Raw genomic sequence first — 16,657 nt, forward strand, 5'->3', positions numbered from 1 at the left:
TTGATGGAAAGTAAAGGCCGATTATATGAATTGCATAAGGCGGCAAAAATATGAAAATAATCAATCTTGGAATCTTCGCGCACGTTGACGCAGGCAAAACCACATTGACGGAGAATATTTTATTGGATTCTCACCTGACCAAAGAACTGGGTAAGGTGGAGAAGCAAACATCCCATGTCGATACCATGGACTTGGAAAGAAGCATGGGCATCACCATTCAATCTACCTCTGTGCGCATCGAGTTGGAAAACACCGTGATCAATTTGATCGATACTCCGGGACATGCCGATTTATACTCCGAAGTGGAGCGCGTCATCCCGGTTATCGACGGGGCTGTTGTGATCGTTTCCGCGGTGGAAGGCGTTCAGGCGCAAACAGTAAAAATTCTATCGTTGTTGCAATCACAAGGGGTGAGGATTCTGTTTTTTATTAATAAGCTGGATGCGGTGGGCGCGGACGCCTCCGCGGTTATAGACGATATCCATGAACAGCTGAACGTGGAAACACTTGTAATGCAGACCTGGGATACTGATGGAAAATCTCTGTTAGTGAAACGACGTTTGGATGAAGCGCTATTCGATGAACTGCAGGCGAAATCGGCGGAAAAACAGGCGACTTCTTTAAGTGTCCTTCTTTTGCAGCGGAATATTATGCCGGTTTTCGTCGGTTCTGCGAAGCTATCTGTGGGAATCCGGGATGTTTTATGGGGGATTACCAATTTCATACCGGAACGGCAACCGCTCGCTGCTGAATTCTCGGCGCTTGTGTACAAGGTCGGTTTTCAAGAAGGAGGCGGAAGGATGTGCTATATACGTGTTTTTTCAGGAAGCATTCATTTATTAGAAAGGGTATACAATACACGGACCGGCCAGTTTGAAAAGGTAATGCGCCTATACGGGTATGATGGTTTGAAGCTCAAGCAGGAGACGGCGCTCGGAGTCAATGAAATAGGGGTTTTATGCGGAATACAAGCCAAGGTCGGCGATATTCTCGGCATTTCCGACGGGGTTCGGACACTTTCCCATAAGACCCAGTCCCTGTTTCAGATCAATGTGATTCCGTTTGATGAGAGCCAGAGCGTTCAAATCTATCAGGCCCTGCGCAAACTGCAGGAGGAAGAACCGTCCATCAACATCCGTTGGAATGCGGCTGCAAAAGAAATCTGGATGGATATTCTGGGCGAAATCCAGTTGAAAGTATTACAGGATAAATTGCTCAAACAGTATAGCCTTTCGGTTTCCTTTGGAAAAACGTCTGTTATTTATAAGGAAACGCCGCGAAAAAAAAGCTCCATCTCGCTGTGTGCGAATATATTTACGTCCATTGAACTGACAGTCGAGCCAATCGAGCGGGGCAAAGGTGTCCTTATTCAATCGGAGGTATCCACCGACAAACTTTTCAAGAAATATCAGAATGTTGTGATTACAAACATTTACAAAGCGTTGCAAACGGGCACGCGAGGACATGAAGTCACCGATATACAGGTGACCATTACAGGCGGGAAATCTACACCCGTGGCGTCCAATTCTAAGGACTTTGCCGATCTCGCCTATCGGGCGATCGTACTGGCTTTGCAGAGAAGCGGTGTACAGCTATTGCAGCCATACCTTTCGTTTGAACTATCGTATCCATCGCTCTACAATCAAAGCGTCATGAAGCTTTTAACGATCTATCAGTGCATTATCGCCGATATCTGGTACGATAAACAGCGGACCATTGTCATAGGTTCTGTTTCAGCCGAAAATGAACGGGAAATAACAAAAAAGCTGGTGACGGTTACAGAGGGATATGGAAATTGGTTATCGGAGTATTCCCATTATGATATATAACGCGTCGTTTAGCCTGATTTATCTCATCTGAGTCTAGAATAATCCGTCATAGGGAAGGAGCTTAACAATATGACCGATGGATATTATCTGTTTACCTATCTAGAAATCGATCCTTTGGGCAGTGTTTATGGACTGTCGCAGCGCCATGACTGTAATGTTTCATTATGGGAGAAAAATGGAGAAACTGTCAGCTTGAAGCGATATTGGGAATTGGAACGACTTACTGGACGCAAAGAGTATCGTGGCGCTTTTTGCGATGTTGAACAGGCGCTCTGTTTTTTGAACACGCTTTTAGATGAATTCGGACTAACCACTGATGATATGGAAGCAATATTGGGTACACCGGGATTGGATACAGACGATAAATATGCGGATGACGAAAGCACGCGGACCATATCGTATCACAGTATATGTCATTTGTTTTCCGGTATATTGTCTGATACGGAGATCTTTTATCACCAGAACATCATTGGCTTGGCGGTTGATGCTGGGCCGGATGTACTGATACAAAAAGATCTCAAGGAGCTTTTTTATTATGCCGGGTGCGTGGTCGATCATGGCCGTGTGACGATTTTTCCCGTATCTTCCCCTGCTCTATTGTGGATGATAGCGTCCAGTCATTACCAGCTGAAGGAGGGAACACTGATGGCGCTAGCTTCAGCCTCAAAAAGCAAATCCCTCGAGCAATTTTCTGCGTGTCTAGACAAGCAGATGGATGGTGACGCCGGCAAGTTCATAAAATACTTTCATGAATTGGTGAGCCGGATCGACGGGTATGAGGAAAAAGAGAAGGAACGTTTGTTCAATGAGATGGATCCGCTGTTTTCTGTGCGGGACAATAAAATCAGCATGGTTATGAAGGAAGTTCAGAAAGTCTCCATTAATATGATGGCGACCAATATTGAAGACATCTTAGAAGAATATCTTATAGATCCTGAGCAAACGTATCTCTCTGTCTCCGGCGGATATGCTCTCAATTGTCCCACCAACAGCTACCTGTTGGAAAAATATCATTTCAAAGACTTTATAACCGCGCCCTGCGTCAACGATTCAGGAATATCTATGGGAATGGCGCTGTTTTACTTTTGGAAGAATATGGGCACCTTCAACTTTAAATTGCAAACCGCTTATTATGGTTGTGTTGATCCTCTGGCTGGCGATGTCTTTGAGCGGGGTATCTACCGGCCATATATTGCTGGAATAACGGATTTTAACGAAGCTGTTTTTGTATCCGACATCAATCGCGCCCCAGTGGTCTGGTTTGATGGGGCCAGCGAGATCGGCCCGAGGGCCCTGGGGAACCGCAGTTTATTGGCCGCTCCTACCTCCTTATATATGAAGGACGAGCTCAATCGGATCAAACAGCGTCAATGGTGGCGTCCCGTAGCGCCCATCGTCCTGCAGGAGAAAGCACATGAGTGGTTCAAGGACTCTTCCCATTCTCCATTTATGCTGCGTACCTTTGAAATTCTTTCCGACAAACGTGAACGGATTCCTGCAGTGGCGCATATTGATAATAGCGCCCGCATCCAAACAATCAATGAAAATGATAATCCGTTGCTTTATCGTGCCATACAAGGTTTCGAAGAAGCAACCGGAGTTCCTATTCTGTGCAACACATCATTAAACGATCGAGGAGAACCAATTGTCAACACAGCGGAGGAGGCCTTGAATTTCGCCCTACGAAAAAGAATCGAAATTATGTATGTCAACGGAAAACGGGTCCAACTTCAGAATCACCAGGCCTACCCATCAGACAGGCCGCTGACACGGCGGACACTGGTCGAGGAACCGCCGGTAGATGAACGTCAGCGGATATCCGCTCAATACAATCCTTATGGTATAGACGACGAGAGCCTGGGGCTATATTACATGATGCCAGAGGTATATGCCTCCTATGATCTACGGGATAAAGATTCATCACGTTTTTTGCATTTGTTTACCTCAAGGATAAAAAAAATGGTAAGGTGATTGACATTAAAATTTTACTAATCGTCTTGTATAGCGATGGCATGTGGACGGGATTGGAAGAGATCGGCATATCGTCGATTTGCAGTTTCCTCAGGCAATCCGGTGAGGATGTTCGTCTTATTGGAACAAAAGTGGAAAAATTAGACTATAACGAATTATTGCTTTTTCAGCCGGATTTTATCGGGTTTGTGATTTATGAGACGTCTAAAAACGTGGTGTTTCATGTTGCTGAAAAAATAAAAGAACTTCTACCGGCTTGTTATTTGGTTGCGGGAGGTATATATCCTACTTGCGTAAAAGAAAAACTGCTGGAGGAATGCCCCTGGTTTGATTATGTAATAACCGGAGAAGGCGAGGAGTCGTTTGGCCTTTTGTTAAAGGCGGCCGGCGATCCGTGTGCCATGGATCAAGTGCCAGGACTGATTTATCGTGGCCATGATGGGATCCATGCGCACCCCCAGCCTGGTCTTCTGGAGGATTTAAACGCCCTTCCCTTTCCAGCCCGAGATCTCTTGGTGGACAACCAGCTAAAGGTTGCTCAAATTTCCGGTTCCCGAGGATGCACGGGGCGGTGTGATTTCTGCTCCTCTCAGCTTTTTCGCAAGAAATGGATCGGACGCACTCCGCAAAACATAGGGGAGGAAATTGAAACAGTTCATCATCGTTATGGTGTTCATATATTCAATTTTATCGATTGCAGTTTTGAAGACCCTGGGGTGAATTATGAACGCGTCTTAGCAATTGCCGATGAAATCATCCGCCGCGGTTTGGTGATATCCTTCATGGCGAATTTCCGCCCGTCTTTTTATAAAAAGGCCGATGATTCGCTGATGTCCCGGCTAAAGGAAGCGGGACTGCTCTGTGGATTCATTGGGATAGAAGCGGGGAACGATGAAGATTTACGCCAGTACAATAAACGCACTACAGTAGTTGATAATGTGAAAACTTTTCAACTGTTCGCCCGGCATGATATCAACGTGCAGCCTGGATTCATCAATTTCAATCCATTTTCCACCATGCAAACGGTGGAGGCAAATTACCATTTTCTTGACAGGTATGATTTTCTGAACAATATGGGGCTGATAGCCAATCGATACCGTATGTATCCGGGTACGCGCCTGTCTGTCCGCGTGGAAAAAGAGGGGCTACTGGACGCTCAAGAGTCCAATATGGAAATTGCTTACCATTTTCAGGATCAACGGGTGGAACATCTGTGCCGATACATTGAACGACTTTTGACGCCGCATTACTCATTGTTTCCTCTTTTGTCAGCCATTGAAAACTATGCGTCGATGTATCGGCTGGTGACGGCTCATTACACCAATGTGTACCGGAAACGTCTGTGTATGGATGCTGTGGATGCCGTAGCCCTCTACCGAGCGCAAAGCGATACTCTGCTCAAAAAGATTAACGGGTGGATCAGCCGGTGGTATGGTGCCCTGATTGAGCTTGCGAAGGATGGGTGGCAAGAATCAGCGGCGGATACGATTACCGAAAAATTGTTGGATAAGGCGCGCCTGGAGGATGCGGTTCAAAACCTTAATCGTATGCGGAATCATTTGAATAAAGCCTTGATATCAGGGCATCCGGAGCTTTCAATTTATGTTGTGAGTAGTTTTTGACTCAATTCTATAGTGCAGTTCCCTGTAAGTATCATCGTAAGGACGCCGGCAGGCCGAATGAAAAAACTTAGTACAACAGGAGGATCTCAACTATGAATAAAACTAAAAATGTCGTACGGCGGGCATTCCCTCCGGATAATCGGCGAATTGACACGGAGACGGATGCATTGCAGGAGATTCTAAAATTTTCGTTTGATGATGAAACATCTTCCCGCATTTTGCAGGTAACACAACGGAATACGGAAGCCTGTTATGTTTTGTTCGTTTCAGTGATTCAGCTGCTGCTTTGGCAATACCATGGTATGGAAGATGTTCTATTAGGTGTCTATCGGGGGGACAGTCCCTCAATTCTGCAGGCGTGCGTGGAAATGCAGCCAGAGCAAAGATTCAAAGATTATTTATACGCCGTCCGGGACGTTATGCGTATGCCGAAAAGGATGCCTCCGGACGTGGAGGAGTCTATAGGGGTTTGCGTTGCATTTGACGACTTGCATGCCGCCAACTCTCAAATTCCTTTGGATGCATGGATGATCCGGCTGCGTGTCGAAGAAAATCGGTTTGAGGCGGCTGTACAGTATCCCGGTGATCTGTATTTTCAGAATACCATATGGCTTATATGCCATCAGATACAGGCTTTGCTGATACAATGCCTTCAGCATCCAGATTCCCCAATCTGGGAACTGTCTGCACAGACCGAATGGCAGAAAAACCGAATTTTGTCATGGAATAGAACCACGGTTTCATACGATGCGAGAGGCGGTTTGCTATCCCGTTTTCTCAGTCAAGTGGGCCGCAATCCCCAAAATAGAGCGGTGATCGATTGCGATGGAACTATGTCGTCATACGAAGAGATGGACCATCGTTCCACCATTGTTGCCCGGCATCTTTTGCGTTGTGGATGCCGCAGCGGCGATGTGGTGGCTGTAGCCATGGATAGACAGTCGGATCTTATAGCCGTTTTATTGGGCATTCTGAAAGCTGGCGCCGTCTATTTACCTCTTGATAAGCAAAATCCCCTGCAGCGGCTACAATATATTCTGTGCGATACCGATGCCAGGATATTGGTAACCGATGTACCTGGCATCTTTAAATCCATACAGGAAGAGCTGTTTGTCATTGATACTGACGCTTTGAAGGAGAATAGTAATTGTCCAGAACTTCCAGTAATTACCACAAAGGAATCCGATGCCGCCTATATTATCTATACATCTGGATCGACCGGAACACCAAAAGGCGTTATCGTGGATCACGGAGCGATTGTCAACCGGTTGAACTGGATGATGCATAAATATCAGTTTGACACCTCTGATTGTCTTTTGCAAAAAACCAACATAGCCTTTGACGTATCCATTTGGGAATTGTATCTATGGTTTTTTGCGGGGGCCAGTGTGTATATGCTGCCGCCGGGCGACGAGAAGGATGCACAGCGTATTGGTGACGCTATCTGTAAACACGGCGTCACAACGGTTCATTTCGTACCGACGATGTTTTCATCGTTTTTATCTTATTGTCAGCAGGCTCATGTCCCGCTTCCATCCCTGCGCCGTGTATTCACCAGCGGAGAAGCCCTGGAAACCATACACGTCGAACGATTTTTCTCTCTGTTTAAAAATAAGGAAGTGGGACTTTATAACCTGTATGGTCCCACGGAAGCCACGGTGGATGTGAGCTATTATGATTGTTCACCACAATTTTTTTCGACCGACGTTCCCATCGGAGGCCCTATTGAAAACATCCGGCTTTATATTCTCGACGAGCATTATCGGTTGGCACCGATTGGTATGCCCGGAACATTATATATTGCGGGCGATGGCTTGGCCCGTGGGTATTTAAACAGGCCGGAATTAACCGCCAAGCAATTCATGACGGTATGTTCCGAGCGGGTTTATAATACGAACGACCGGGCGCGGCAGACGCTGGACGGGCACATTCATTTTCTGGGACGCAAGGATTTTCAGGTAAAACTCAACGGTTTTCGAATTGAACTGGACGAAATACAGCACGTGTTGAATCGAAGCGCTTTTGTTGAGCAAAGCGTCGTCATAAAATATGAAGACGCTTCCCCCGATTCCGCTCGATTGGTTGCCTATTATGTACCCAAAAAAGAAAACGATCTGCCGGAATTAACCGATTCCCAGGCGGACAGCAGCCGCGTTTCCGAATGGCGGCTGGTCTTCAACAAAACTTATAGCAGTCATGAATCGGAGGATACACAAGACCAGCTTTTTAACATTTCGGGCTGGAAGAGCAGTTATACGGGGGAGGCCTTCTCACGTGAGGAAATGAGTGACTGGCTGGATAATGGTATACGTCATGTAAGGCGGTTACCAAATCGCCATGTCTTGGAGATTGGTTGTGGTACAGGTCTGGTATTGTATCGTCTGGCGCCTTCTACCGATTCCTATCGCGCTTCGGATATTTCTGAAACCGCCGTTGCTATGCTCAACGATACGATCTCCCAGGATCAAAATCTACAGCATGTCAAGGTGGACGTCCAAGCGGCGGATAATCCCCTGCTGTATCAGTCCCTCTATGATATGGTTATTCTCAACTCCGTTATTCAGTATTTTCCGAATCATGCCTACCTGGAAAAGGTTTTGCGCTTAATCGGCGATACCATCGCCGAGAACGGACACGCCTTAATCGGCGATATCCGGAGCGAGCCTTTGCTTAAGGCCTTTCATACCTCTGTCGAACTCTCCCGTATGCCGGGCGATACATCGGCGCCTCTCCTCAAAGCTGCTGTCGACCGCGGCATATTCATGGACTATGAGCTATGCGTTAATCCAGCGTTTTTCATGAATCTTCGAGATGTTCATCCGCGTATGGCTGGAGTAGAGATCCTGTACAAGCAGTCCCGATACGATAATGAAATGAGACGATACCGGTACGATGTCGTCATCTATTTTGACCACATTCCCGATTCTTGGCCTTGTGATAAGAAGTTGGTTTGGGGGCAGCAAAGCCCCGCTGAACTGGAGAAAATGGTATCTTCTCAGATGTATAACAGCATCCGGCTTTCCCATGTGCCAAACACGGACGTTTCGCCTGAATTATATCAATATCAACAGCTTCTATATGACTCTGACGAAAAACGGATCGTTTGCGATATCCACGCTGCCGCGGCCCGTATGCGGCAGCAGGAGGCTTGGTCCAAAGAGCAATGGAGGAAAATGGCCGAACACTATGGGTATCATATGGAATGCCTGTGGTCTGGCCCTGATATGGATTCGTATTACGATCTTGTTTTTATCCGCTCTTGCGAAATTCCCAATCTAAGTCATTACATATGTCGGCAGGCAAAGAGGGAAATCGTTTCAGATTTTTCGGATTACTTCAATCTACGTTATGGGCAGGCTGACGAAATGTGGAAAACCAACGCGGCGATACGGGAATACCTAGCCGCTTACCTGCCGTCGTACATGATCCCCTCCATTTTGATTCCGTTGGACGCCATGCCCGCCAAACCAAACGGGAAAATTGACTATGCTGCGTTGCCGCAGCCCTATATTTTGCAAAATACCGCTGAAATGGAGTCGCCCAAAACACAGTGGCAAAGGCAGCTTTTGGAAGTTTGGCAGACGGTGCTACGGCTGCAGGCCATCGGTATCAATGATGATTTTTTTATGTGCGGCGGCGATTCGATTAAGGCCATTTCCCTGGTCAACAGAATCAATCAAAGCCTGCATATCAACATGCATGTCAACGATATTTATATGTATTCCACTATTAAAAAGCTGAGCCAGGTCATTGATAAGAGACTGAAGGAAACCAGTGACGACACGCTCCGGAAAGGAATGGAAATTCTTCAGAACTTGAAGGAGCGGGTTCTTTCCGACAGGTATCTTGTCTCTTTACTGCCTGTCGATTGGGAGGACCTGTATCCCGTCAGTCCGATTCAAATGGGCATGTTTCTGTACACTAGGATGTATCCGGATGTTCCCATGTACCTGGATCAGTTTATTTATCAGGTGAAACTGGATTCCTTTAGTTATGTATTTTTTTGCCAGTGTATGGAGACGATGGTTCAAAAACACGCGATTATGCGCACCACCTTTGATTTTACTCGTTTTCCGCAGCCTCTGCAGATCGTTCGCCAGGGGTTATCCTTATCCCGTCTTATCTCAATGGAGGATTTGCGGGCCCTTCCAGATCCGCAAACACAGATTCGCGCTTATCTTGAGGACGATCTGAGCAACCATTTCGAACTGGAGAAGGACTTTCTGTGGAGAATCAAAATATTCTGGCTGGGCGAGGGAGCTTATTGTATTGTTTTGTCCTTTCATCATGCCATCCTTGATGGCTGGAGTGTGGCGACATTTATGAGTGAGCTGGTGAAACTGTACGAGATTGGGGTAAAGCGCAATTTCCATTGGGAACCGGAACCCGCCGCCTCCACCTTCAGGGATTATATTGCCTATACAATGGGACGGACACAGTCAGATCAGGACATGGCGTATTGGCATGAGGTGCTGGATGGTTTTCATTATAATGCGCTTCCTTACAACCCGGAAAAAACGCCGTTATCTCAGATGCGCCGAACACATATTGTCATACGGGATCTACCCAATTTTTATCAGCACAAGCTGCAGTCTTATGCCTATAAAAACAAGGTGTCTCTCAAAGAGCTTTGCATTGCCGCTTATGTATTTCTGCTTCGGATAACCAGCTATGAACACGATGTGCTCACCGGGATTGTAAGCCATGACCGCCCGGAACTGGCCGATGCGGAAAAAATTGTCGGCTGCTTTTTAAACACGGTACCGCTTCGTGTTCAGATAAACGGCAACAACAAAAAGGATTTGCTGTATGCTGTGCGCGACTATCTGCGACGGTCGAAACAGCACGAGATGTTTTTGTCCGATATTGCCAAAACAGTACAGGAGGTTGGACGGCATGTCAACCCGCTGTTTGAGACGATTTTTAACTATGTGGATTTCCATGTGCTGGATTCCATACGGCTCGCAGAGAGCGTGCAGGAGATAGTGTCGCCGCTATCCTTGGAGCCTAATGAGATGACCAATACGCCGTTTGACTTTGAAGTATCCAGAACGATGGATAAATTCAGTGTGCGTATCAAGTACGACAGCCGGTATTTCCATAAAAGTGAAATGCAGGAATGCTTGGATATGTATCTTGAAATATTGGATCAGATGATGGATGAGCACCATGCGGAATTCTCATGTGAATCGCTGAAGGGCCGCGCCCGTATTCAAGCCGACTATAATTCCCTGAACAATACGAGTAGCGATTTCCCGCTGGGAGGATTGCATACTCTTTTTGAACGATGGGCCGCCGGGAATCCCGAGCGAATCGCCGCCAGCGACGCACAGCATCGTATCTCTTATGGAGAACTCAATGCGTGGGCCAATCGGCTGGCACGCAAGCTGGTAAAACATGGGATACGCCCTGGCGACATCGTCGCTATACAAATGCAGCGGTGTATTCCTCTGATTGCTGCCCTGCTGGCTATCCTGAAAGCCGGGGCTGCTTATGTTCCCTTGGACAGGAAATACCCTTTGGAACGCCGTGCATATATGATCCGGCACGCCGGGGCGGTTTGCTTACTGACAGATAAAGTGACCGGCGACATGACAGTTCCCGTGGTGGATATGGAGGGGCTGGAGAACTATGAATCCGGTAATCTGGATATTCCGGTGAGTGAAAATCAACTGGCGTATATCATCTATACCTCCGGATCCACCGGACGCCCCAAAGGGGTTATGATCGAACACAGATCCGCTGTGAACATCGTACACTGGGTAAATGAAAAGTTCGCGGTGGGACCTGGGGATAAACTGCTGTTCGTAACCTCTGTGTGCTTCGACCTGTCTGTTTATGACATTTTCGGTACTTTGGCTGCTGGTGCGCAGGTGGTCATGGCGCAAGAGGAGGATGTACTGGACATTGGCCAGCTTTTTAAAATAATGCAAAGAGAAAAGATTACCATATGGAATTCGGTTCCCAGCACGATGCAAGGGCTTGTTCATAAAGTCAAAGGCTATGGTGAACACAGCGATTCCTTGCGTCTGGCATTGTTGAGCGGCGATTGGATACCGGTTGATTTGCCGTCAAAAGCTGAAACCATTTTTCCGCATGCAAAGTTTATTAGTCTGGGGGGCGCAACGGAAGCGGCTATTTGGTCGATTTACTATGAAATCGATCCCCAGCAAGTCTATAGCCCCAGTATTCCATACGGCCGTCCGGTTGCGAATTCATCCTTTTATGTTCTGAACGACAATAGGGAGCTTTTGGCCCCCGGCTATGTGGGTGAATTGTATATCGGTGGGGCCGGTGTTGCGCGCGGTTATGTGAACGATCCCCAGAAGAACATGGCTTTTATGGTGGATCCGTTTGTGAATAGGGATGCCAAAATGTATCGCACCGGCGATCTTGGGCGCCTGAAGCGGGACGGAACCATTGAGTTCCTTGGCCGCAAGGACAGCCAGGTGAAAATTCGTGGTTTCCGTGTTGAGCTAGGTGAAATTGAAAGCATTCTCTGTCGCTTCCCTACAGTAAAGGACTGCGTGGTTGCCCTGCAGTCCTCACCCCAAGGAGACCAAGTATTAAGCGCTTATCTGGTCACCGATTCACCAATAGATAAAAAGCGGATACAGGATCACCTGGCGAACTATCTGCCGTCGTATATGATTCCTGTATTCTATATGGCTATTGACAGCATTCCCCTAAACGTCAACGGCAAGGTAGATCGTTCCCAGTTGAAACCGGTGGCCGCAGCAGCTGAAAAAATGCCGTCGTCCTCCCGTCCACTTACGCGCACTCAGGATAAAATCCACGATATTTGGAAGCAGACCCTTGGTGTAGATGCTGTAGACATAACCGATAGTTTCTTTGAAATCGGCGGCAATTCGCTTTCGCTTCTTCAGGTTCAGACTATGCTGGAAGAGCTGTATGGAGACAAATGCGTTACCATAACCGATTTGTTCACCTACCATACCATTGAAGCCTTATCCAAATATCTGGATGAGTGGCTGTTGAAAGAAAACGCAGACAAAGTGTCCACATCCATGACGCTTGTACAGGAATACCGCATGTCGGCCACGGACAAACCGCAGGAAACGGATCTGGAATATGTTTTTCAATTGGATGATAAAACGCAGCAAGGACTGGAAAATTTTGCCTCTGGCCTGGAATCCCTTTACAGTATGCAGATCATTCTGATGGGAAACTTTATACAGTTGATGTACGAAATATGTAAAGAGACTCATGTAACGTTGTTGGACGGGAACGACTTGTCGTCTTGCTACAGATGGGACATGGCACAGATACAAACCTATGAGGATCTGTTTGATGCTTTTCAGAATCGTTCTTCTTATAGGATCGCCGCCATGAACCTCCAGGTGGATGAGGCCGTCTCACGACAGGACGGGTGCCTGGTATCTTGCTTTGTTCTGGCTGAGAACAGCTGCGAGGATAGCCAGCTGCAGGGGAATTTCGAATTGGTCGTCGGCTGTGGGGGAGAACTGCGGTTCCTGTTCGATCACCGCATTTTCTGTCCGCATAACGCTGAGCGTATTGTGCAGGATTACTTTAAGCTGTTATCCAATTGCTTATGAAAAGCGTGAGGTAAATCAATGAAAACGAAACTGATTAGTTTGAACAGGCAGCCGTTGACCGGCAGTGAAAGCCAGGATATCGCCATTATTGGAATCGGCTTGCGCATTCCCGGTTCTCGTACGGCGGAGGAATTCTATGCCAATCTGATGGCCGGTGTGGACAGTGTTACGGAGATACCGGAAAGTCGCAAAAAGGATATTTTGGCGTATCTGTGCAAAACCCAACAGCCGCTGGAGGATGTGCGTTTCGGAAAGGCGGCTTACCTGGATACCATCACGGATTTTGATTATCCTTTTTTCGGTATTGCTCCTAAAGAAGCAGTTTCCATGGATCCCAGCCAGCGATTATTTTTGGAAGTTGCCTACGAGGCTATAGATGACGCGGGTTATGCAGATAGTTTACAGGGAACCAATACCGGCGTCTATGTGGCGTATAACAGTCAGAAAGGCCGAGATTATGAGATTTTCCTGACTGAAATGGGCTTTCCCATCAACGAGGTATCCTTCACAGGAAACCTGCCGCCGGTTATTCCCGGGCGGTTGTCCTACTGGATGGATCTAAAGGGACCCAGCATGATTATTGATTCAGCCTGCTCTTCCTCGTTGGTTGCCATCATGCAGGCGGTAGGGGATCTGCAGATGAAGCGGGTGGACACGGCCGTTGTTGGCGGGATCACCATCAATCTTCTCGCCTTGGACACCAATAGGAAGTTGGGAATCGAATCCACTGACGGATTGTCACGGACATTCGACGAGTTGGCGAACGGCACCGGCACGGGTGAAGGGATCGTCTGTATCGTTTTAAAGCCGTTATCACAGGCACTCATAGATCACGATCAGGTATATGCTGTCATCAAGGGCGGCGCGATCAACCAGGACGGACGGTCAATCGGTTTATCTGCTCCCAATCCTGAAGCTCAAAAGGCACTTTTAATCGAAGCATGGAAAAACGCCGGCATCCGGCCGCAGTCGCTGTCGTTTATTGAAGCGCACGGTACCGGGACAAAAATGGGAGATCCCATTGAAATACGCGGCATCCGGGATGCGTTTGAACAATATACCGACCGCAAAAATTTTTGTGCAATCGGTTCCGTGAAAACAAACATAGGGCATCTAGATGTTACGGCCGGTATTTGCGGCCTTGTCAAGGCAGCCCTATCCCTTAGAGGGAAAGCCGTCCCGCCGTCGCTGCATTTCCAATATCCAAATCCGGATATCTCCTTTATCGATTCACCTCTTTTTCTGTTGAATTCTCCTTTGGATCTTCGTCATTTGCCCGAACCCGTATTGTGCGGTGTCAGTTCTTTTGGGTTTAGCGGCACCAATGCGCATGTCGTGATAGAGGAATTTGTGTCGACGGTAACTACACGGGAAAGCGTCGGTGAATCGGCAGATCGCCCTTTGTATCTCCTTACGGTTTCCTCTCTAAGCGCAGAAGGATTAATACAGCAAAAAGAGCGGTATGAACGATATCTGCAAACCCATCCAGGTGAATCTATCGCTGATATTTGCTATACGGCTAATCAGCGCCGCCGACATTTCGCCTATCGACTGGCAGTATGTGGGTCTACTGCCGGTGAATTGCTTACCCGCATGCAGTCGTGGCGCCCGGACAAGGCGCAACACAGTGATGGCGTTTTTTACGGAAAAGCTGTCAATAGGACATCTGCGCCTGTTGACGTTATGGAAATTCCATTTGAACCAGTCCTTGAGAACGCAGAAACTCTGTACGCTTTATGTCAGCGTTATGTGCAGGATTTATCATTTGACGCTGCGACATTCGGCCGCTTTTTCCCCGAGCGGGATCAACGGGTCGTTTCCCTGCCCGCCTATGCTTTCCAGCCCATACGCTGCTGGCCCGATTCACAAGAAAAGAAAAAGTTAAACCGGCCTCTTATAAAGTCCTATTGTTGGATTGAGACGGATTACCAATCCGCCCCAGGTTCGCCCCAAAGCATCTGTCTCATCGGCAGCGATACTCAAATGGCCTCGTTGTCCCGTGTTCTGGCTTCGGACGGACATGTGGTGCATACTCTGGAGCTTCAGTCGAATATCTTCATAGCAGATGATGAAGTTCAAAAACAGTTGCGTCTGGCACGGCCGGATGAAATTGTTTTTATATGTCCCTCTTACATAAACCAGGAAGGGCAAACGTCTTACGATAAAACGTACGCAGAAAAGATCTATGCGGTGGCCGGTCGTTTCCTGAGTCTGATTCATGCGGTGAGTGTTTATGCCGGCAAAGCGCTGCTGCGTTTCACCGTGATCACGAAACAGGCTCATCTCGTGACAGGACGTGAAGCGTATATTGACGCACAAGCGGCGGTGATTGAGGGGCTCCACCATGGGTTTAGCAAGGAACCCCATAACATCTTATGTTCGTGTATTGATACGGACGAGACAACTTCCCCCGCTGTGTTGGGTGCCCTGATTACGCAGAGGGACCGGTCCTTTTTCACTGCGGTACGCGTGGACAAGGTTTACGCACGGATGCTGGATTACCTAAAAGACGAGGGTGTTCATTCCACAGCTTCCACGTTTACCAAGGATGGCGTTTATCTGCTGACAGGCGGCTTTGGTGGTATCGGCCTGGAAATATTGCGTTACCTGACACAGACACATACCGGTATCCGTGTCGCGCTCCTGACAAGACATACAGATATTACCCAGTATCCTGAGGACAAAGCGACCACAATTCAGCGGGTTCTGGAGGATTTTCAACAGGCAGGTAACAGCTGTTCTGTTTACCAGGCTGATGTTTCCAACGAAGAAGCAGTCAGGCGGACACTGGATCAGATACGAAAACAGGGATATCAAATCAAAGGAGTGCTCCACGCAGCTGGAACGATCCAAATCGCCAGCATGGATAAGCTGGATGCTGATGCATTGTATAAAACTGCGAAGGCAAAAATCAACGGCCTTTTATGGTTAGATCGGTATACAACGGCGGATTCGCTTGATTTCTTCCTAACCTTTGGATCGGCGGTAACGGTGTTCGGAATGGAGGGATACGGCAGCTATATGGCCGCGAATGCCTTCATGAGCGCATATGCCGCCAATAAAAGCTTGTCCGGCAAGAGCATGGTATGCGTCGATTGGACCGGATGGAGTACCGGGATGGGACAAGCCGGCGAAGAGCGGGAAGGATTGTTTGCCACCCTTACCCCTCGAGACGCTCTGGCGGATTTTGATATTCTGTTGAAATGCGCGTTGCCGTCGGTATTTGTCGGACGTTTTCAGAAAGTGGCCGCTCCCTTTGTCGATTACCTACTGTCCCAACTGCCTGTTCGCCTGTCGGGGGATGTAGCCGGTGAGTTGTATTCGGCAGAAATACCCGACTACCCGCCGCAATCAGCAAAAAACGCATCCGGTCTCCTGTTGGGACACAGCGATAATACCTACACGAAAACCGAAACAATGCTTGCTGGTTTTATGTGCCAAGCCCTTGGTGTCGATACTGTCAATATAGACGACGACTTTTTTGACCTGGGCGGCAATTCGCTTATCGCGCTACAGATCGAAATGTGCCTTGCGGAAGAAGGCGTGAAAATCGATCACGCAGATTTATACGCTTACCCCACGATTGGGGAACTGGCGGCCTACATTGACTCTCAAAATTTTTCAACCGGTGCTATTCCAGAGGAAAAGGGCGTGTGAC

General features: G+C 47.8%; 5 protein-coding genes. All 5 read left to right on the plus strand.

All coding sequences use genetic code 11. From position 1 onward, the window contains the following. Positions 1 to 50 precede the first annotated feature (50 nt). The 5 genes from H8730_RS14795 (at position 51) to H8730_RS14815 (ending at position 16,656) form a co-directional block, all read left to right on the plus strand. Positions 51 to 1,829 carry a GTP-binding protein gene (locus H8730_RS14795; protein ID WP_177714095.1) on the plus strand — a complete coding sequence of 593 codons (1,779 nt, stop codon included), beginning with the start codon at positions 51 to 53 and terminating at the stop codon, positions 1,827 to 1,829. Between the two features lie 69 nt (positions 1,830 to 1,898). Further along, positions 1,899 to 3,800 carry a carbamoyltransferase C-terminal domain-containing protein gene (locus H8730_RS14800; RefSeq protein WP_177714094.1) on the plus strand — a complete coding sequence of 634 codons (1,902 nt, stop codon included), beginning with the start codon at positions 1,899 to 1,901 and terminating at the stop codon, positions 3,798 to 3,800. Further along, entirely contained in the window at positions 3,797 to 5,422 is a 1,626-nt protein-coding gene (locus H8730_RS14805; protein WP_177714093.1) for a B12-binding domain-containing radical SAM protein, read from the plus strand. The genes H8730_RS14800 and H8730_RS14805 overlap by 4 nt, the downstream gene beginning before the upstream one ends. A 92-nt stretch (positions 5,423 to 5,514) precedes the next feature. Then, positions 5,515 to 12,999: a non-ribosomal peptide synthetase gene (locus H8730_RS14810; RefSeq protein ID WP_177714092.1), complete on the plus strand. Its 7,485-nt coding sequence runs from the start codon at positions 5,515 to 5,517 to the stop codon at positions 12,997 to 12,999. 18 nt (positions 13,000 to 13,017) lie between these two features. Then, the gene (locus tag H8730_RS14815; RefSeq protein ID WP_177714091.1) at positions 13,018 to 16,656 is read left to right on the plus strand and encodes an SDR family NAD(P)-dependent oxidoreductase; all 3,639 of its coding nucleotides are present in this window, start codon (positions 13,018 to 13,020) and stop codon (positions 16,654 to 16,656) included. The last annotated feature ends 1 nt before the right edge of the window (position 16,657 follow it).

This window comes from Bianquea renquensis, assembly GCF_014384895.1.
Classification (GTDB): domain Bacteria; phylum Bacillota; class Clostridia; order Lachnospirales; family Bianqueaceae; genus Bianquea; species Bianquea renquensis.